The sequence below is a fragment of the Ideonella sp. FW305-24 genome, from assembly GCF_058788035.1.
Genome location: NZ_JBYTAI010000024.1, coordinates 1 through 17,999, shown reverse-complemented (window position 1 = coordinate 17,999; position 17,999 = coordinate 1). Strand labels below are relative to the sequence as shown.

The 17,999-nt window shown below is 68.2% G+C and carries 17 protein-coding genes; 6 read left to right on the top strand and 11 right to left on the bottom strand.

Features of this window, described 5'->3' with window-relative positions:
• The first annotated feature begins 99 nt into the window (after positions 1-99).
• The 4 genes from AC3WR5_RS32860 to AC3WR5_RS32845 all read left to right on the top strand — a co-directional run bounded on the left by AC3WR5_RS32860 (position 100) and on the right by AC3WR5_RS32845 (position 4,023).
• A complete protein-coding gene (locus AC3WR5_RS32860; protein ID WP_492489996.1) occupies positions 100-1,671 on the top strand; it encodes a tetratricopeptide repeat-containing sulfotransferase family protein in 1,572 nt (523 codons plus the stop codon).
• A 24-nt stretch (positions 1,672-1,695) separates the two neighbouring features.
• Positions 1,696-3,042 (top strand): chromate efflux transporter, encoded by a 1,347-nt coding sequence (gene chrA, locus AC3WR5_RS32855; protein ID WP_492489995.1) that lies wholly within the window; start codon positions 1,696-1,698, stop codon positions 3,040-3,042.
• 170 nt (positions 3,043-3,212) lie between these two features.
• Complete coding sequence (locus AC3WR5_RS32850; protein WP_141289977.1) at positions 3,213-3,503, top strand: metal-sensing transcriptional repressor; 291 nt, start codon at positions 3,213-3,215, stop codon at positions 3,501-3,503.
• 19 nt (positions 3,504-3,522) lie between these two features.
• Positions 3,523-4,023 carry an OsmC family protein gene (locus AC3WR5_RS32845; protein ID WP_492489994.1) on the top strand — a complete coding sequence of 167 codons (501 nt, stop codon included), beginning with the start codon at positions 3,523-3,525 and terminating at the stop codon, positions 4,021-4,023.
• A gap of 16 nt (positions 4,024-4,039) precedes the next feature.
• Here the strand turns inward: AC3WR5_RS32845 and soxB are convergent, their stop codons facing one another.
• From soxB to AC3WR5_RS32815, 6 genes are all read right to left on the bottom strand, one after another.
• Positions 4,040-5,773, bottom strand: coding sequence for a thiosulfohydrolase SoxB (soxB, locus tag AC3WR5_RS32840; RefSeq protein ID WP_492489993.1), 1,734 nt, complete (start codon positions 5,771-5,773; stop codon positions 4,040-4,042).
• A gap of 16 nt (positions 5,774-5,789) precedes the next feature.
• Entirely contained in the window at positions 5,790-6,443 is a 654-nt protein-coding gene (soxX, locus tag AC3WR5_RS32835; protein ID WP_492489992.1) for a sulfur oxidation c-type cytochrome SoxX, read from the bottom strand.
• Positions 6,444-6,465: 22 nt separating this feature from the next.
• On the bottom strand, positions 6,466-7,281 hold the full coding sequence (soxA, locus tag AC3WR5_RS32830; protein WP_492490020.1) for a sulfur oxidation c-type cytochrome SoxA: 816 nt from the start codon (positions 7,279-7,281) through the stop codon (positions 6,466-6,468).
• Between the two features lie 213 nt (positions 7,282-7,494).
• The gene (gene soxZ, locus AC3WR5_RS32825; protein ID WP_141289494.1) at positions 7,495-7,806 is read right to left on the bottom strand and encodes a thiosulfate oxidation carrier complex protein SoxZ; all 312 of its coding nucleotides are present in this window, start codon (positions 7,804-7,806) and stop codon (positions 7,495-7,497) included.
• 133 nt (positions 7,807-7,939) lie between these two features.
• Entirely contained in the window at positions 7,940-8,395 is a 456-nt protein-coding gene (soxY, locus tag AC3WR5_RS32820) for a thiosulfate oxidation carrier protein SoxY (protein ID WP_141289495.1), read from the bottom strand.
• Positions 8,396-8,648: 253 nt separating this feature from the next.
• Positions 8,649-9,296 (bottom strand): DUF599 domain-containing protein, encoded by a 648-nt coding sequence (locus tag AC3WR5_RS32815; protein ID WP_141289496.1) that lies wholly within the window; start codon positions 9,294-9,296, stop codon positions 8,649-8,651.
• Between the two features lie 205 nt (positions 9,297-9,501).
• Here AC3WR5_RS32815 and AC3WR5_RS32810 point away from each other — a divergent pair, with 205 nt between their 5' ends.
• Positions 9,502-10,323 carry a sulfite exporter TauE/SafE family protein gene (locus AC3WR5_RS32810; RefSeq protein WP_492489990.1) on the top strand — a complete coding sequence of 274 codons (822 nt, stop codon included), beginning with the start codon at positions 9,502-9,504 and terminating at the stop codon, positions 10,321-10,323.
• Positions 10,324-10,347: 24 nt separating this feature from the next.
• Here the strand turns inward: AC3WR5_RS32810 and AC3WR5_RS32805 are convergent, their stop codons facing one another.
• Positions 10,348-10,857, bottom strand: a complete 510-nt coding sequence (locus tag AC3WR5_RS32805) for an RDD family protein (protein ID WP_492489988.1) — start codon at positions 10,855-10,857, stop codon at positions 10,348-10,350.
• Positions 10,858-11,009: 152 nt separating this feature from the next.
• On the opposite strand from AC3WR5_RS32805, the gene AC3WR5_RS32800 reads away from it, so the two are divergent.
• Positions 11,010-11,405 (top strand): thioredoxin family protein, encoded by a 396-nt coding sequence (locus AC3WR5_RS32800; protein WP_492489987.1) that lies wholly within the window; start codon positions 11,010-11,012, stop codon positions 11,403-11,405.
• 12 nt (positions 11,406-11,417) lie between these two features.
• On the opposite strand, the gene AC3WR5_RS32795 is transcribed toward AC3WR5_RS32800, so the two are convergent.
• The 4 genes from AC3WR5_RS32795 to AC3WR5_RS32780 all read right to left on the bottom strand — a co-directional run bounded on the left by AC3WR5_RS32795 (position 11,418) and on the right by AC3WR5_RS32780 (position 17,949).
• The gene (locus tag AC3WR5_RS32795) at positions 11,418-13,985 is read right to left on the bottom strand and encodes a bifunctional diguanylate cyclase/phosphodiesterase (RefSeq protein WP_231010472.1); all 2,568 of its coding nucleotides are present in this window, start codon (positions 13,983-13,985) and stop codon (positions 11,418-11,420) included.
• Positions 13,982-14,554, bottom strand: a complete 573-nt coding sequence (locus tag AC3WR5_RS32790; RefSeq protein WP_375140612.1) for a methylamine utilization protein — start codon at positions 14,552-14,554, stop codon at positions 13,982-13,984. The genes AC3WR5_RS32795 and AC3WR5_RS32790 overlap by 4 nt, the downstream gene beginning before the upstream one ends.
• A 415-nt stretch (positions 14,555-14,969) precedes the next feature.
• Positions 14,970-16,904, bottom strand: coding sequence for a potassium transporter Kup (locus tag AC3WR5_RS32785; RefSeq protein ID WP_492489986.1), 1,935 nt, complete (start codon positions 16,902-16,904; stop codon positions 14,970-14,972).
• Between the two features lie 310 nt (positions 16,905-17,214).
• On the bottom strand, positions 17,215-17,949 hold the full coding sequence (locus tag AC3WR5_RS32780; RefSeq protein ID WP_492489985.1) for a hypothetical protein: 735 nt from the start codon (positions 17,947-17,949) through the stop codon (positions 17,215-17,217).
• Between the last annotated feature and the right edge of the window lie 50 nt (positions 17,950-17,999).

Sequence of the window (17,999 nt, the reverse complement as noted above, 5' to 3'; positions counted from 1 at the left end):
CGTCCTGCCGCCACCGATGGCGGGATGGCGCGCACGAGCTGGGCAAGGCCGGCAGCCACGGTGACGGGCCACCCTCACGCACACCCACGCAGGAGCCCGATGCTCACGGACGACGCATTGCGAGAACAAGCCGAACTGCATGCCACGCAGGGTGAATGGCCGCAGGCCATCGCCGGTTTCGAGGCGCTGCTGGCACGGCATCCGGGTGATGCCGACACACTGCTGCAACTCTCGTACGTGAGCTCACTGGCCGGGCACTACCGCCAGGCCCATGCGCATGCGATGGCCGCCGCCGAGGCGGCACCGACCGACGCGGACCTGGTGCAACAGCTGATCGCCCGGCTGCGCACTTTCAACGAGGTGCCCGCGCTACAGGCATGCCTCGAACGCCTCAAGCCACTGGCACGCATGCCGGTGCCGCTGCTGATCGCCTTCGCCAGCCAGCTGACCAATCTCAACGAGATGGCCGCCGCGCTGCCGCTGCTGGACGAGGCCAGGCGCCGCGACCCTGGCTACCCGCCAACGCTGGTGGCGCGCGGGCAGGTGCTGCTCTACCTCGGCCGCTTCGACGAAGCCAGGGCCGACCTGCTGGCCTGCGGTCGCCGCGCCCCGCAAATTCCCCGAACCTGGGGGCTGCTGGCCGAACTGGACCGCCAGACAGCGGGCAGCAACCACCTGATCGAAATCCGCTCCGAGCTGGCCAGGCCCGGCCGCCGGCCGGAAGACATTGCCGAGCTGGCCTACGCACTGCACAAGACGCTGGACGACATGGGCGAGCACGAGGCGGCCTGGTCGGCACTGGAGCGCGCCTGCCGCGCCAAGCGCGCGGCGCTGGACTACCGCAGCCAGGACAGCGCGGACCTGGTGGACGCGTTGATCGCGATGCCGAATGCCGCATCGCCTGCGGTGGACACGCCGCCGCCCAACGCGGCTGGCAAGCTGCCGCTGTTCATCGTCGGCATGCACCGCTCCGGCACCACGCTGCTGGAGCAGTTGCTGGACGGCCACAGCGACGTGCGCGCTTTGGGCGAGCTGTACGACTTCACCGCCCAGATGCGCCACGCCACCGACCACCACTGCCGCGGCGTGATCGACCTGGCGCTGGTGCGCCGCTCGCGCGGTGCCAACTACGCCGCAGTCGGCCGGCGCTACCTCGACGGCCTGGCCTGGCGGCTGGGCAGCGAGCGGTTTTTCACCGACAAGCTGCCGTCCAACTTCCTCAACATCGGCTTCATCTGCCGCGCGCTGCCGGAAGCCCGCATCCTGCACCTGCGGCGCGACGCGATGGAGGTTTGTTTCTCGAACCTGCGTGAGCTGTTCGCCGATGCCAATCCGTACAGCTACGACCAGCGCGAGCTGGCGGCCTTCCACGGCCAGTACGAGCGCCTGATGGCGCACTGGCATGCGATGTACCCGGGCCGCATCCTGGACGTTTCGTATGCCGACCTGGTGGCCAGACCCGAGGCCACGCTGCGTACCGTGACGCAGTTCTGCGGCCTGCCGTTCGAAGCCGGCATGCTGAACCTGGGCCAACGCACACGCGGCGTGTCCACCGCCAGCGCCGTCGCGGTGCGCCGGGGCATCGTGACCCGCGAAACGCCGAAGTGGCTGCCCTACGCAGACAAGCTGCAGACGCTGGCCGCGGCGCTGGCCCAGGCCAAGGCCCGGTAGCCAAAGTCCAGCCGCCGACCGCCGATGCCACCCTTGGCCCCGGACGCTGCAGCGCCCGCCCCCGTCAGCTTCGCTGAAGCCTTCTGGTTCTGGCTGAAGCTCGGCTTCATCAGCTTTGGCGGACCGGCCGGACAGATTGCGATCATGCACGAGGAGCTGGTCGAGCGGCGGCGCTGGATCTCCGAGGGCCGCTTCCTGCACGCGCTGAACTACTGCATGGTGCTGCCCGGCCCCGAGGCCCAGCAGCTGGCAACCTACATCGGCTGGCTGATGCACCGCAGCTGGGGCGGGCTGGTCGCAGGCGGGCTGTTCGTGCTGCCTTCGCTGTTCATCCTGATCGCGCTGTCCTGGCTCTACATGGCGTTTGGCAACGTGCCGGTGATCGCCGGGCTGTTCTACGGCATCAAGCCGGCCGTCACCGCGCTGGTGGTGCATGCGGCCTGGCGCGTGGGCTCGCGCACGCTGAAAAACCGCTGGCTGTGGGGCATTGCCGTGGCCGCCTTTGTGGCGATCTTCGCGCTGCAACTGCCCTTCCCGCTCATCGTGCTGGCGGCCGGCGCCATGGGTTACGCGGGTGGCCGCTGGGCGCCGGAAAAGTTCACCGTCGGTGGTGGCCATGGCAAGGCGGGCCAGCCGGCTGGCCCCGCATTGATCGACGACACGACGCCAACGCCCGCGCATGCGTTGTTCAGTTGGGCCCATTTCCGCTGGGTGCTGGGCATCGGCCTGGGGCTGTGGGGACTCGCCATCGGCGTGTTGTGTGCGTTGTACGGCTGGCAGGGCGCGCTGACGCAGATGGCCTGGTTCTTCACCAAGGCCGCGCTGCTGACCTTTGGCGGCGCCTACGCGGTACTGCCTTACGTGTACCAGGGCGCGGTCGACCATTACCAATGGCTCACGGCGCCGCAGATGATCGACGGCCTGGCGCTGGGCGAGACCACACCCGGGCCGCTGATCATGGTGGTGGCGTTTGTCGGCTTTGTCGGCGGCTGGGGCCAGGCCTTGTTCGGGCCGGACGCATTGCCGCTCGCCGGTGCGGCGGCCGCCAGCGTGGTCACCTTCTTCACCTTCCTGCCGTCCTTCGTGTTCATCTTCCTGGGCGGGCCCTTCATCGAATCGACCCACGGCAAGCTGAAGTTCACGGCGCCGCTGACCGGCATCACCGCCGCGGTGGTCGGCGTGATTGCCAACCTCGCGGTCTTCTTTGCCTGGCATGTGCTGTGGCCGCAAGGCTGGGCCGGGCGCTTCGACCTGTTCTCGGCGCTGATCGGCATTGGCGCCGGGCTGGCGCTGTTCCGCTTCAAGCTGGGCGTGATCACTGTGGTGATCGCCTCGGCGCTGGCTGGCCTGGGCTTGAGTTACCTGCACTGAGCACCAAGCGGCAGGGCCTTCTGGCAAACCCCCACCCGTGCCCGGCACGGAATGCGACTGGCGCAAAAAGGCGGCGGCACATGGTGTCGTCCCCTATACAGATGACCGCCTTTCCTGGGCGGAAAGCCGCACAATCCCCTGGCACCTATCTCTTGCGACGGAGCCCGGCGATGGCAATGCTGACCGACGAAAAGAGCCGAACCGACCTGATGAACCGCCTGAAGCGTGCCGAAGGCCAGCTCAGGGGCATCCAGCGCATGCTGGACGAAGGCCAGAGCACCCAGGACATCGCCAGCCAGATGTCGGCGGTGCGCAAGGCGCTGGACAGTACCTATGTCCGCATGACGGTTTGCTTCATGGAACAGGAGCTGGGCGCGCGGGTGGGCGATACCCCCCGCGGTCGCAAGCAGCTCGGCGAAGTGCTGGAGGAAGTGCAGGGCCTGCTCGGCAAGATCAGGTGAGCGTCTGTAGGATGCGCCGATGAGCGACATCACCTCAACTTCACTCACCCCGTCCACGCTGGTCACCACCGTCACGCTGCGCCAGCTGCAGGACTACCGCTTCGAGATCGGCTTCGGCGACGAAGTGCCCGCCATCATTGGCGACGAGCCGCCGCCGCTGGGCAGTTCGACCGGACCGTCGCCGGTCCAGCTGCTGGCGGCCGCGGTGGGCAACTGCCTGTCGGATTCGCTGCTGTTTGCGCTGCGCAAGTTCAAGCAGTCGCCCGAACCGCTGAGCTGCGAGCTGCAGGCCCATGTGGGGCGCAACGCCCAGGGCCGCAACCGCGTGATGCGCATGCAGGCCACGCTGACGCTGGGCGTGCCGGCCGCGTCGCTGGAACACCTGGACCGCGTGCTGGTCACCTTCGAGCAGTTCTGCACCGTGACGCAAAGCGTGGCGCCGGCGATCCCGGTACAGCTGATCGTGCGCGACTCGACCGGCGCCGAACTGCTGAACCACCTCAGCCTGGCAAGCAGCTGAGGGGCTGCAGGCCGACTCAGGCGCCCGGCGAATACCCCGGGTCGTCGGCCACGCCGACCAGCGCCGGCGCGTCCGGCACGCGCTGCGCCACCCGCCCCCCGGGCTGGCGCTTGAGCCAGCGCTCCACCAGCGTCCACACCGGCGGCCCACCCGCCTGTTTCACATCTTCGGAGACGGAGGCCCAGCCGGCCACCGCATAGCGCTTGTCGGACTGCAGCGGCTGGCCGTTGATGCGCAACTCGTCGATGCGGCGGCCCATGGCCGCGGCCGGCGTGCAGCGCCAGCTCAGGCCGCCGGTGCGCACCATGTCGCCGCCCTGCTGGTAATACGGGTCGGGGTTGAACAGGTTGTCGGCCACGTCTTCCAGCACGGTCTTGATCTGCTCGCCGCTCATCAGCGTGCGCGTGGCCGTCGGGTAGGTGATGGCCAGCTGGTCCATCAGCCGCTCGCGCGTGATGGCCTGGCCCGGCAGCAGGCTGCCGCCCCAACGGAAACCGGGTGAAAAGGCCAGCTCGGCGTCCTGCTCGGCGCGCAGCGCGTCGCAGATCAGCTGGTCCCAGCTGCCGTTGAAATTGCCGCGCCGCCACAGCAGCCCGTCGGTCACGGCCAGGGTTTCGTTCAGCTGTTTTTCGTAGGGCGCGCGCAGCTTGGCGATCAGCGCGGCCATCGCCGGGTCCGGCGGCAGTTGGCGCGAGAAGATGGGCAGCAGGCGGTAGCGGAAGTCGCGCACCCGGCCGTCCTTCACGTCAAAGTCCATCAGGCCGAGGAACTTGCCGTGCGAGCCGGCGTTGGTGACCAGCGTCGTGCCGCCTGCATTGCGCACCGGCACGGCCAGCGGCACGGCGTCGTGCGTGTGGCCACCGAAGATCGCGTCCAGCCCGCGCACGCGGCTGGCCAGCTTCAGGTCCACGTCCATGCCGTTGTGCGACAGCAGCACCACCACCGCCACGCCCTTGGCGCGCAGCGTGTCGACCTGCTGCTGCAGCTGCGCTTCCTGGATGCCGAAGGTCCAGTCCGGCACGAAGTAGCGCGGGTTGGCAATCGGCGTGTACGGGAAGGCCTGGCCGATCACGGCGCAGGTCACGCCGTTCTGCTGGCGCAGCGTATAGGGCGCAAACACCGGGTCGCCGAAATCGGCGCCGGCAATGTTCTGGGCCACGAAGTCGATCTGGCCCTTGAAGTCTTTCGCAACGACTTCCTGCACCCGCGCCGCGCCCAGCGTGAACTCCCAGTGCCCCGTCATCACGTCCACGCCCAGCAGCTTGCAGGCCTCGACCATGTCCTGGCCGTTGGTCCACAGCGCGGTGGCCGAGCCCTGCCAGCTGTCGCCGCCGTCCAGCAGCAAGGCGCCGGGCCGGCTGGCGCGCAGCTGGCGCACCAGCGTGGCCAGGTGGGCAAAACCGCCCAACATGCCGTGGCGCTGGGCCTGGGCGCTGAAGTCCAGGCAAGTCAGCGCATGTGCCATTGCACTGCCCGGAGCCACGCCTGCGGCCTTCAGAGCAGCCTCGCCCGCCAAGTGTGGCCACTGTCCCCTGGCCGCGCCCACGCCCAGGTTCACGCTGGGCTCGCGGTAGTGCAGCGGCAGCAACTGCGCATGGCAGTCGGTCATGTGCAGGAACGAGACGTTGCCGAAGCACGGCAGGTCGTACAGCCCGCCGGCCTCGGCCGCCTGCGCCGCGCCATTCAGGTTGAGCCCGGCCATGGCCGCGGCGCCCAGCGCCTGCAGCCACTCGCGCCGATCCAGATTCATCTCGGAGCGACCAAGGTCACTTCGCGTTGACCGGTGACTGCGGGTCCAGCAGCAAGGCCATCACGTTTTTCAGCTGGCCCTCGTCCAGCAGGTTCTTGTGGCCGAAACGCGGCATGTTGGAGCAGGCGTTGTAGGCCCAGGCGTTGTACAGCTTGGCCCAGGTGTATTGCACGATGGGCGCTGCGGCCGGGTCCTTCGGATCGCTCACGCCGCGCAGCTTGCCGTAGTGGTACAGGCTGGGGCCGATGCTGCCAAACGAGATTTCGCCAGGGCCGATCTGGTGGCAGTTGTAGCAGCTCGCGCCATTGGCGCTGGTGGCCGTGCTCTTGTCGCTCCAGGTCATGCCGCGGCCGTTTTGCGCCAGCTTCTCGCCTTCGCGCCAGTCGCCCAGGTACTGGCCGTCCGAAGGCGGCTTGACGGTCGCCAGCGCCTGGGCTTCGAGCTCGGCGTGCAGCGTCGGGTCTGGCGGCGTGCGGCTGGAGCAGGCGGCCTGTTCGGGCGTCTGCTGCAGGCGGTCCAGCCCGGCAATGCCTTCTTCGCGGAAGGACGATTTCAGCATCGCCTGGAACTCGGCCTCGGAGGCTTCGTTGCCGGTTCCGGGCGACTGGCAGCCGGTCAGCAGCAGCGCGCCAATCAGCAGGCTGCCGCCAGTGGCGAACATCGATTTCATGCGGTTTCCCATCTCAGCCCCCTCAGCGCTTGAGCGACGGCGCGGCAGCCGCGGCGCCGTTGGCGTTCACGCCCATGTACACGCCCAGTGCCACCGTGATCTCAGAGCCAAAGCCGGGGTACGGGAAGCGCTGCTGGCGGAAGCAGTCGTTGAGCCGGCGCTGCATGGTCCACAGTTCACCGCTGGACAGCCGGTAGGCCGGCCAGGCCGCGAAGCCGACGCCATCGCCCGGGTTGCTGCGCAGGTCCGGCAGGTCCTGCAGGCGGATGCGCTTGCCGGCTTCTCCGTGGCAGGTGGCGCAGGCGAAGTCCATTGGCCCGCCACGGAAGTAGAAGGCGCGCTGGCCCAGCGCGTAGAGCCGTTTTTCTTCCGGGTGGCGCTGCGGCAGGTTGATCTTCATGCCGCTGGATTCGGACGAGACGTAGGCCGCCAGCGCCTCGACGCTGGCCTGCTCGCCCTTGCCAAACGGCGTCCTGGCGATCTCGGCGGCATTGAAGCCCTGCAGCGTCTCCATGCAGCTCAACAGGCGGGACTCCAGGTCCTGCACGCGACCGGTGTCGGCAAACCAGCGCGGCAGCTGTGCCCATGCGCCCTTGACCACGCCCGCGCCCAGGCCCAGGTCGCATTGGCTGAGCGAGGCCTTCTTCGGCCCGCGCGGCTCGGTCCACAGCGACTCGCCTTTGGCGATGAACAGCTCGGCCGGGTTGCCGTCGGCCAGCATTGCGCGGTATTCGGCAATGCCGTCGGCGGCGGACTTCTGCTGCGCCAGCGCGGCGCTGCTGGCCAGCGCCAGTCCCAGCGTCAGGACGGTGGCCAGTTGCGGCCTCCCGCGCGGCATCGGGTTCTCAAGGTTCACGGGCTCCTCCTGTGGGTGTGGGCTTGGCGGCTCTCAGAGCCTGAGAGTTTTTCGGGCGTGGCCGAGCAGTGCGTCAAAAGGTGCCTGATCTAGGCGCAAAGCACAGCCATAGCTCGGGCTATGGCGAGCATTTGCAACGACGAGCAGGTGACTTTTGGCGTGATGAGCGGGCATGTTCGAAAGACTCTCAGGCTCTCAGGCCACTGTTGCTTCGTCGCTGCGCTTGTCGCCGTGGTTGTCGGTCCACGAAACGCTGACCTTGTCCCCCGCCTTGGCGCCCTTGATGTTGAACTGCAGGAACGGGTTCTTGGCCACCGAAGGCCCCCACTGCGCGGTCAACACCGGCTTGCCGTTCAGCGAGGCCGTGACTTCCTGGATGAACCAGGCCGGGATCGTCTTGCCAGCCGCATCCTTGCGCTGGCCGGTTTCCATCTCATGGCTCATCAAAACCTTGACGACGGCCTTGTCGCCAGCGGCCTGGGCGCGAATGCGCATCGGATCGGACATGTATTGCTCCTCGAATTTCAATCAACCAACGGTGGCAGCGTCGCTGCGGGGCCGGCGCCGGGCCGCTCCCAAACGGCCCCGCCAACCCCCCCGGCGGGTGGCTTTGCGTACCCCGCAGAGCCGGGTGCCCCATCTAGCCGCCGCAACCGCCGAGGGTCACCTTGATTTCTTTTTGCGCAAACAGCACCTTGTTGTCCGCGGTGATCGCCACCGCGTAGACATTGCAGGTCTGCGCCATCTTCACGCGCAGCGAAAAGCTGGGCTCGATCGCGTCGCTGATGTCGAACGAAGCCGCCAGCGTCGACGGGTTCTTCTCGATCAGCACCAAGAGGCGCTTGACGCCCGGCAGCGAGGTCGCCAGCGCCAGCGGCACGACGGCGCCGTTCTCGGCAATCTCCGGGCCGGTCAAGCTGACGTCCTTGCTCTCCACCGGCGCCGACACGCCCAGTGCCTTCACCACCTCGGCCACGCTCTTGGCCTCGAAGGCCGCCGTGTTCCAGGCCGCATGGGCGGCTCCCGGAAGGGCGCCCAGGCCGGCCAGCAGGCCTGCCACGCTGGCACTTCGCGCCAACAGCTCACGACGATGCATCTTCAAATTCTCCTTGCGGTATGGACTCAATGCTAACCACGGCCGTCACTTGCCGATGTTGCTCACGGAACCGGGCGCCCAGCGGGGCCAGCACCGGGCCGCCCCAAGCGGACCCGCCACCCGCTCGGCAGGTGGTTTCGCGTACTCGCGGAACCGGGTGCACCAGCGGGGCCAGCGCCGGGCCGCCCCAAGCGGACCCGCCACCCGCTCGGCGGGTGGTTTCGCGTACTCGCGGAACCGGGTGCACCATTTCCTAGTCGGTGATGGCGCCGGGTTTATCGAACTGCCACAGCACCCACACGAGACAAACGCAGGCGGGTGGCAACAGCACCGGGTTGACGATGCCCACCACCAGCGGCGCGACGCTGAGGAAACTGCGAAGGCTCCAGCCGTACAGGTAACCGGCGCGCTCGATGTAGTCCACCGCCAGCCCCACCACGGCTTGGCGCTGCGGCGAGCCGGCCGGCAGCGACATCGCGAAGCCCACGTGGTTGTAGTAGCGCATTGACAGCGTCGAGCAGACAAATGACGCGAACAGCGTGCCCATCAGCAGCAGCTGCAGCAGTTCCAGCGGCAACAGGTCATGGGGTGCATGCACCCCGGCGAGCCCGGCCGCCAGGCGGCTGCCACCCAGCGTCACGGCGCCCATCAGGCACAGCGCGGCGGTAGAGGCCGTGATGGTGGCCGACATCAGCGAGTTGCGCAGCGTCTGCACCGCGACGATCTCGAAGCCCGGCTTCTCGGCCAGCGCGCGCACCCAGTCGGCCCGCATCTGGGCATGCACGTCGCGCGCCACGCGGTGTGGCGCGCGCCGGCCGATCCAGACCACCCGGCCTTCGTAGAGGAGAAGAATCAGCAGGCCCAGCGCCAGCGCCAGCCAGGGGTTGATCAGGCCGCTCATGCCCGGAGCTCCGACATCGGCTGGTGCGGCTGGCCGCGGCACAGCAACGCAGGAGAAAAAATCCGCATGGGCCGATTGTGTGCGCAAGCGAGGGCAACTCGCAGCCTGGCAGGCCCGGTTGCGCCAAGCATTTGCGCTGGTCAGGCGTTCGCGGCGACCCATTCCGCTGCGACACTTTGCGCATGAACAAATCTGTTTTCCGAGCATGGAATTGAGCTGGGCCCTGGGCGCCATCGTCGGCCTGATCCTGGCGCTGACCGGCGCCGGTGGCGGCGTGCTGGCCGTGCCGCTGCTGGTCTTCGGGCTGCACATGTCGGTTCAGCAAGCGGCGCCGGTGGCGCTGCTGGCGGTGGGCGCGTCCGCCGGCCTGGGCGCGGTGCTGGGCCTGCGCGACGGCATCGTGCGCTACCGCGCGGCCAGCCTGATCGGCGGCCTGGCCATGCTCACCGCGCCGCTGGGCGTGGCGCTGGCCCAGCACCTGCCGGCGCGGCCGCTGACCGGCCTGTTTGCCATGGTGCTGGGCTGGACGGCCTGGCGCATGTGGCAGCAGAGCCGGCCCGCAGCAGCGGGCTCGGCAGCCAGCCCGGCCGCGCCGCGCCAGCTGCCGCCCTGCGTGGTCGACGCGGCCGACGGCCGGCTGCGCTGGACAGCCCCCTGCGCCTGGGTGCTGGCCACCACCGGCGCGGCGTCCGGGCTGTTGACCGGCCTGCTGGGCGTGGGCGGCGGCTTTGTCATCGTGCCCTCGCTCACCCACTGGACCGACCTGGACGCGCGCAGCATCGCCGCCACCTCGCTGGCGGTCATCGCACTGGCGACGCTGAGCGGCCTGCTCGCCGCCTCCGGCCACGGCCACCTGGACGGCGACCTGGCACTGAGCTTCGGCGCTGCCGCCGTGGTCGCGCTGCTGATCGGCCGCGTGGTCGCCAAGCGGTTGCCCGCCGCCATGCTCAAGCGGGTGTTCGCGGTGGTCAGTGCCGGCGTCGCCTTGCTGATGCTCGCCCGTGCCTTGGGTGTCGGGGCCTCCTGATCTGCCACCGCCTTTCGCACAAGTTCAGCGCTTCGTTGGCGGCGGGCCGAATTCCCGGTCATGGGCGCTGTACATCGGCCCGGCCGGGGCGCGGTGCGGTTGCACCGGCGGCAGCACGACCACCATGGTCCCGAGCAAACTGTCAGCGAGCAGCCTGCGGCCAGGTCGATACGACACGCAATAGGCGTCCACAAAAAGCCCCCCGACGAAGCACACGCCGAGGTAGGCCTGGAATCTGCCGGTGAGCGTGCCCAGCACGATGCCCAGCAGCAAAGGCACGCCAACGCGGATCGCAACGCGCGCGACGGCCACAGCGCGGCTGGGTGCCTGGCCTCTTAGTTCTATCAGCGCCAGCGCGAGCACTCGCTTGCCAGGGGTCTGGCCCGGAGACAGCGCCGCGCTGACCAGCAGGTACAGCGCATAGCCGCAAGCCAGGCTCAGCATCTCGGAAATGCCCGCCGCCTTCAGGTCGAACCAGATCTGCACCAGCGCAGCCAGAGCACAGGCCAGGGCCAAGTCGAACAGGAACGCCATGAATCGGTTTCGCTCCGGCGGGACAAGGTCAGGCTGGTTCAACATGGGCAATGATGGCTGCGGACTGGACGGCTCTGCCAGCAGGCAAGCGTGGCGCATTCAACCATGGCAGGCAGGCAGCTAGAGTTTGCCGACCCCGCCCGAGCAAGCCCATGACCCAACACCCCGCCGAATCTGACCTCCCGCCCCTCGTCCTGTGCCTCTGCGCCGCCTGGTGCCGCACCTGCGACGCCTACCTGCCGGTGATGCAGGCCCTCGCCGCGCAACATCCCGGCTGGCGGTTTGGCTGGCTGGACGTGGAGGACCATGCGGACGTGCTGGCAGCCGGCGGTGCGGAGGCGGCGCTGGACATCGAGACCTTTCCGACCGTGCTGCTGGTGTGGCAGGGGCAGGCTCGGTTTCTCGGGCCGCTGGCGCCGCAGGCGGGCGTGCTGACACGGCTGCTGCTGCAGGCAAGTGAGTTGCCGCCGCTGGTGGACACGGCAGCCCAGGCGCTGGCGCGCAATGCCACGGCAATCGCCGCGCAAGGGCTGGCAGCGCTGCCCTGATGCGTCGCCCGCTCAGGCGCTGTGTTCGGCCGGCACCGGCGTGTCGTTGGCGCTGTTGCGCCAGGCTTTGGGCAGCTTGGGGGCCGCGTCGGCACCCAGGTCCTCGACGGGCGCCGTGGCCGGCGGTGAAACCAGCCCAGGCCAGCGGCCGCGCACCCAGTCCACCAGTTCGCCCGACGGCAACGGTTTGCTGATGTGATACCCCTGCGCCTCGTCGCAACCCAGCGCGCTGAGCTGGGCCAGGATGGCCGGGTTCTCGACGCCTTCCGCCACCACGGTGAGCCGGCAGTCGTGCGCCAGGCCGATGATGAAACGCACCATCGAGGCCTTGTCGGCGTTGGTGTCCATGGTGCGCACGAACAGCATGTCGATCTTCAGCTCGTTGACCGGCAGGTCGATCAGCTGGCCCAGCGAGGTGTAGCCGGCGCCGAAGTCGTCGATGGAGAGCTTGTAGCCGCTGGTCTTGAGCGCATGCAGCGTCTGCAGCGCGCGCTGGGGGTCGGAGGCGATCGCGCTTTCGGTGATCTCCAGGCACAGCGCCGAAGGCGGCACGTCGTGGTGGCGCAGGCGGGCGTCGATGCGGGCGACCAGGTCGGCCTTCATCAGGTCATGTGCCGAAAGGTTGACCGACAGCCGCAATTCCAGGCCCTGCGCGCGGTGCTGGGCCCAGACGCGGGCAGCCTCGTCGACCACCCACAGCGTGAGCTCGTGGATGAAGCCGGTTTCCTCGGCAAACGGGATGAACTGGTTCGGCGGCACCAGGCCGCGCGTGGGGTGCTGCCAGCGCACCAACGCCTCGGCACCGATCAGGCTGCCGTCGGCCAGCCGCAGCTTGGGCTGCAGGAACAGGCGCAGCTCGCCGTGGCGCAGCGCATGGCGAAGCTCGCCCAGCAGCGACAGCGTCTGCGCGCTGCCAGCGTCGATGGAAGGGTCGTACACCAGGCAGCCGGCCATGCGGCGCTTGGCTTCCGTCATTGCCAGCAGCGCCCGGCCCATCAGCTGGTCGGCGTGCTCGGCATGCTCGGGGAAGCAGGCAATGCCGATGCCGGCCGACAGGTCGACCACGCTGTCGTCCAGCTGCACCGGCCGCTCGAAGCTGCGCACCACGCTTTGCGCCACCCATTGGGCGCGGGCCGGGCTGGCCCCGGGCAGCAGCAACGCAAACTCGTCGCCCGCCAGGCGCGCAACGAAGCCGTCGATCGATGCCGGCAGCTCGCTCAGGCGCCGCGCCACGCCGCGCAACCGCTCGGCAGCAGTCTGCAGCAGCCGGTCGCCACGGGCCCGGCCCAGCACCTGGTTGACCTGCTCCAGCCGGTCCAGGTTCAGCATCAGCAGCGCCACCGGGCGGCCGGGCTGCAGCTCGCGCCGCAGCAGGTCTTCGAACTGGGCACGGTTGGGCAGGCCGGTCAACCGGTCCCAATAGGCCAGCAGGCGGATTTCCTCTGTGCGGGCGGCCAGGCCGGTGCGCATGCCGTCGAAGGCCTGGGCCAGTTCGCCCAGCTCGTCGTCGCGGCCGGTCTGCGGCACGGGGGTCTGGAAGTCACCCGCGCCCAGGCGTTCGCTGGCGCGCAGCAGCTGGCGCACCGGCTGCGTGACGCGGCGCGCGGTCAGCACGCTGCCCACGCCGAAGATGGAAACGGCCAGCACGGTGATCAGGGCCATCGAGGCCTGCAGCCGGCGAAAAGGCGCCACGGCCTCGTCGATCGAGCGGAACAGCACCGCATGCAGGCTGCCGCGGCCACCGCCCGGTGCGCTGGCCGGCAGCAGGTCCACCCGCAACCGAAGCACCGAGATGCCGTCCAGCTCACCTTCGGACATGCCAGGCCCCGCGTCCACCATGGCCGCCACTCGGCCAACCGCGGTGGTGCCCAGGGCCAGGTGCGGCGCCTGGCCAGCAGTCTGGCTGAACAGCACCATGTCCAGGCCGGAGAGCGCGTGCAGGTCCTGCGCCAGCGCGTTCTGCAGCGGAAACCCCATCACCACCCAGCCGATCAGCAGCGGGGCCTTCATCGGCACCACCACGAATTGCATGGCCTGGCCGTGCACAAGGCGCAGCGGCGCTTGTTCGCCCCCGGATTGCCTGCGCTCCGCCGCCAGCGCAAGGAGCACCGGATCCAGACCCTCCGCATCGGACGAGCGCCCCAGGACCTGCCGCTGCGCGTCGGGCCTCCCCTGCGGGTCAAGGAAAATCGGGGACGGCCGGGCGATTTCTTGAGAACTGACCGCCACCAAGCCGCCGTTCACATCCAGCAGCGCCGAGACGCTGGCGCCAATCCGCGCAGCCTGGTTTTCCAGCGCCGAGCGCACCGTCTCCGCGTCCCCGGACTGGACTGCGGCGCGAAAGCCGAAGTCGGCCGCCAGCAAGGTGGCGCCCTGGCGCAAGCCCTGCGCGTTCTGGTCCAGCAGCCGGCCCAGCACCCGCTCGCCCAGCTGCAGCTGGTCGCCCAGCATCCTGCGCGCGTTGCGGTCGATGCTTTCGCGAACCGTCAGGAAAGCCGCCAGCTGGACCACCAGCAACAGGCCGAGGAAGAGCGTGACGATGCGCCCCGCCAGGCCGTTGAAGAGGTTGCGGCGTTTCACTTCAGCCCCGCATCCAGGCGCACGGTCAGCGCTTCTGGGCCGGCGCCCACGGTCACGGCCTGCTCGGGCAAGGGCGCGCCAGGCGCCAGGTCCGGATGCCAGGCGCGCAGCCGGTAGCTGCCCGCTGGCACCTCGCCAAGCGCGAGCTGGCCGCTCGCCGCGGTCTTGCCGTGCCAGGGCGTGTCCACCACCAGCACCCAGCCGACCATGGTGTCGTGGATGTTGCAGCCCAGCACGACAATGCCGGGCTGGTCGAACACGATGGGCTCACTCGGCTTGCCGTGGTAGAGCTTGATCTCGAATTTCTTGGCCGGCGAAAAGGAGTACACATGGTGCTGCACCCGGTCGCGGTTCGGGAAGTTGACCGGCGTGCCCACCGTCACCACCGACACCAGCGGCACGAACTGCCGCCCTTCCTGGCCAACTTCGGCATGCGCGGCCGGCTTGACCGCCGCCTTGGCGCCCACCGGCTCCAGCATCAGCACCGCGTCGGCCAGCGGCTGGCCTTTGGCGCCACTCACCTGCACCGTGACGGGACCTGCCGCGGCCAACACGGGCCACAGCACCATTCCCATCAACCAGCCAAGCCCGCGCACCGACATGCCACCAACCCCATCGCCCAACAGCGTTCATCGGGCCCCCACACGCCGCAGTGGACGAGCCGGGGGCATCACATCCCGATTTCGGCTGAGCTGGGTCGGAACTTGAGCGGGTCTAAGGCAATGCTGAACAAGTCCTGTGCGCCGCGGCGGATTCAGGCGGGATGCCAGGCTAGGCGCGAGCCGCCGCCCAGGCTTGTGCCTGGGCAAGGTTCGCAACGACGCCTGGCGCCCACCTGAACCGCCCCGGAGGGCTGGCGAGATAACAGGCCGCCTCGGTCGTTGCGCCGCTCGGCTTCGGGCAGAGAGCCCGACCTTCGCGTCGCGCCTACGATCCGGCCTGTTCTCTCGCCAGCGCGGCACACAGGACTTGTTCAGCATTGCCTTAAATCTGGACGCGGGTGCCCAACTCCACCACGGCGTTGTCCGGCAGCCGGAAAAAAGCCACCACGCCGGTCGCGTTGCGGTTCATCGCCGCGAACAGGCGGCGGCGCCAGCCGCGCAGGCCCAGGCCCGGCGCGGTCACCACGGTCTCCCGGCTGAGGAAGAAGCTGGTCTCGAAGACGGGAATGCGCAGGCCCTGGGCGTCGCACAAGGCCAGCGCCTTGGGCACGTCCGGCACGTCGAGGAAGCCGAAATTCAGCGTCACGCGCCAGAAGCCGGGCGCCAGTTCGGCCACCCGCACCCGCTCGCTGTCCGGCAGCGCCGGCACCTCGTGGAACACCACCGTCAAAATCACGTTGCGCTCATGCAGCACCTGGTTGTGCTTGAGGTTGTGCAGCAGCGCCTGCGGCACGGTGTCGGGGTTGGCGACAGGGTAGATCGCAGTGCGTGAGACGCGCGTGATGCCCGGGTCCTGCAGCGACTCGATGAAGGGTTGCAGCGCCAGGCCTTCATCGCGGATGTTGTCCAGCAGCAGCGCCCGGCCGCGGGCCCAGGTGCTCATGACGATGAACAGCAGCCCGCCCAGCGCCAGCGGGAACCAGCCGCCGTCGAACAGCTTGACCGCGCAGCCGGCGACCAGCGCCGCGTCGAACAACATGAAAAATGCCGTCGCGCCCAGCGCCAGCCAGCGCGGCAGGCGCCAGCCATCGCAGATCACGAAGTAGGTCAGCACCGTGGTGATCATCATCGTCAATGTGACAGCCATGCCATAGGCACCGGCCAGCGCCGAAGAACTGCCGAACCACAGCACCGCTGCGAAGACCGCCGCCAGCAGCGCCCAGTTGACTGCCGGCAGGTAGATCTGGCCAGCCTCGCTGGCGGAGGTGTTGCGCACCACCATGCGCGGCAGGAAGCCGAGCTGGATGGCCTGCTTGGTCATCGAGAACGCGCCGGAGATCACCGCCTGCGAGGCAATGATGGCGGCCAGCGTGGCCAGCAGCACCGCGGGGGCGATCCAGGTCGCCGGGAACAGGCGGAAAAACGGGTTGTCGATGGCCTCGGGCTGGCGCATCAGCAGCGCACCCTGGCCCAGGTAGTTCAGCGCCAGCGAAGGCATCACCAGCAGCGACCAGGCCAGCTGGATCGGCTTGCGCCCGAAATGGCCCATGTCGGCATACAGCGCCTCGGCACCAGTCAGCGCCAGCACGATGGCACCCAGCGCCGCCAGCACATGCCAGCCGCGGCCGGCCAGGAAGGTCCAGGCCTGGCGCGGGTCCAGCGCAGCCAGGATGGCCGGTTGCTGCGCAATCTGCTGCACGCCGGTCCAGGCCAGCGCCAGGAACCAGACAAGGATGATGGGCCCGAACACCCGGCCCACCTGCTGCGTGCCGAAGCGCTGCACCAGGAACAGCGCCGCCAGCACCGCCAGCGACACCGGCAGCACATAGGGCTTCAACAGCGGCGTGGCCACCTCCAGCCCCTCCACCGCGCCCAGCACCGAGATCGCCGGGGTGATGACGCTGTCGCCATAAAACAGCGTGGCGCCGAACACGCCCAGCAGCAGCAGGACGCGGCGCAGCGCCGGCTTGTGCGCCACCGCCCGCCCGGCCAGCGCCGTCAGCGCCAGCCCGCCGCCCTCGCCGCGGTTGTCGGCCCGCAGGATCAGCACCACGTACTTCAGCGTGACCACCAGCATCAGCGCCCACAGGATGGCCGACACGGCGCCCACCAGGTTGGCCGAAGTCAGCGGCACGCCACCCGCGCCAAACACTTCCTTGACCGTGTACAGCGGGCTGGTGCCGATGTCGCCATAAACCACGCCGATGGCCGCCAGCGTGAGCCCCGCCAGCGCGCGCCCGCGCGGTTGCCCCTGAGGCGGGACAAAGCCAGAAGTGGCTGAGGAGGAGGAAGAACGGGGTAAAGCGGCAGCGGTCATCAGACGGCCCTGAAACAGGATGCCGCGATGGTCGTGGGCTTTACATCAGGAACACATAAGGACGCGTCAAAGCGCCTTCAGGTAAAGCTGCCGATCAGTCTCGGAGAAACGGCAGAAGGTCACCTCGAACGGCGTGTCGGCCTCACCGTTGCATTCACGGACTCTCGCCATTCCCACTTTATTGGTAAAAATACGGTGGCACCCCTCAAATGCGAGGGCGCTCGACACTCTATCAAAGGAGCCGTAAATTCCGATTTACCGCGGGTTATTCTGCAGACCTTTGTCGAAACCGGGGCGCTTTTAAATGACACTAAGGGCGCCGAAATAGCGCATCGCTACTTGCTTGCCTGGCTTGGATCGAAATGCTTTTTGCGATCATTTCGACCCTCTCGGCTTGTTCCGGTGCCAGACCTTCAGTCAAGCCGCCGAGCACGCTTCCCCCGCATATACCCGCGTTGCCACATAGATTTAAATAAATCAAGCCACTTCCATCGCAGGGCACACTGCCGTAGCACATGGCGGCCACTGCACCCGCATGCAGAAGGCGATCGTCAGGAGATATTTCCCGCTCAGAAGACTGCCCCTCCGTCCAAATAGATACCAGGTTTTCGGCATTCCAAAGCAAAGACGTAAGACCGTATTGTTGCATCCCTGCGTAAACACGTTCACGAATTGCAGCCTTGGAGGCAGCCTCATCATCTGAGGCGCTGAATTGGCGAGAGAACGTGGGGCTGGCCAATGTGTCAGAGAGTAGCCGCTTATTTTCCCTTCTCAATTCGTCGAGCTGCACGCCGTAAAATCTTGAACATGCATGCTCTAACTCCTTCCGCGCCTCGGCGATTTGTGCAGCGGATGATGGGCTTTGGGACGGCAGGCTGGCGATTGCATGTCTTGATACCGAGGTTTCGCACACGCTGCCTACAAACTGCGCCAGATAGCGCTCTTCCATGCTGGCATCCTCGCGGCGCCCCCGGTTAAAAGCGGCAATAAGCAACTCAGGTTCAGAGCCGAGCGCCTTACGTAGTCGGCCCTGAAAATCTCCCAAGTCGTTGTCCTGAAACGACTTTCGGGTGATATCCGATGGTCAGATCTCCC

What these genes read in the sequence shown, in the direction of transcription:
- AC3WR5_RS32860 (WP_492489996.1), top strand. Translation starts at nt 100, where the DNA reads ATGCTCACGGACGACGCATTGCGAGAACAAGCCGAACTGCATGCCACG.
- chrA (WP_492489995.1), top strand. Translation starts at nt 1,696, where the DNA reads ATGCCACCCTTGGCCCCGGACGCTGCAGCGCCCGCCCCCGTCAGCTTC.
- AC3WR5_RS32850 (WP_141289977.1), top strand. Translation starts at nt 3,213, where the DNA reads ATGGCAATGCTGACCGACGAAAAGAGCCGAACCGACCTGATGAACCGC.
- AC3WR5_RS32845 (WP_492489994.1), top strand. Translation starts at nt 3,523, where the DNA reads ATGAGCGACATCACCTCAACTTCACTCACCCCGTCCACGCTGGTCACC.
- soxB (WP_492489993.1), bottom strand. Translation starts at nt 5,773, where the DNA reads ATGAATCTGGATCGGCGCGAGTGGCTGCAGGCGCTGGGCGCCGCGGCC.
- soxX (WP_492489992.1), bottom strand. Translation starts at nt 6,443, where the DNA reads ATGAAATCGATGTTCGCCACTGGCGGCAGCCTGCTGATTGGCGCGCTG.
- soxA (WP_492490020.1), bottom strand. Translation starts at nt 7,281, where the DNA reads ATGCCGCGCGGGAGGCCGCAACTGGCCACCGTCCTGACGCTGGGACTG.
- soxZ (WP_141289494.1), bottom strand. Translation starts at nt 7,806, where the DNA reads ATGTCCGATCCGATGCGCATTCGCGCCCAGGCCGCTGGCGACAAGGCC.
- soxY (WP_141289495.1), bottom strand. Translation starts at nt 8,395, where the DNA reads ATGCATCGTCGTGAGCTGTTGGCGCGAAGTGCCAGCGTGGCAGGCCTG.
- AC3WR5_RS32815 (WP_141289496.1), bottom strand. Translation starts at nt 9,296, where the DNA reads ATGAGCGGCCTGATCAACCCCTGGCTGGCGCTGGCGCTGGGCCTGCTG.
- AC3WR5_RS32810 (WP_492489990.1), top strand. Translation starts at nt 9,502, where the DNA reads ATGGAATTGAGCTGGGCCCTGGGCGCCATCGTCGGCCTGATCCTGGCG.
- AC3WR5_RS32805 (WP_492489988.1), bottom strand. Translation starts at nt 10,857, where the DNA reads ATGGCGTTCCTGTTCGACTTGGCCCTGGCCTGTGCTCTGGCTGCGCTG.
- AC3WR5_RS32800 (WP_492489987.1), top strand. Translation starts at nt 11,010, where the DNA reads ATGACCCAACACCCCGCCGAATCTGACCTCCCGCCCCTCGTCCTGTGC.
- AC3WR5_RS32790 (WP_375140612.1), bottom strand. Translation starts at nt 14,554, where the DNA reads ATGGTGCTGTGGCCCGTGTTGGCCGCGGCAGGTCCCGTCACGGTGCAG.
- AC3WR5_RS32785 (WP_492489986.1), bottom strand. Translation starts at nt 16,904, where the DNA reads ATGACCGCTGCCGCTTTACCCCGTTCTTCCTCCTCCTCAGCCACTTCT.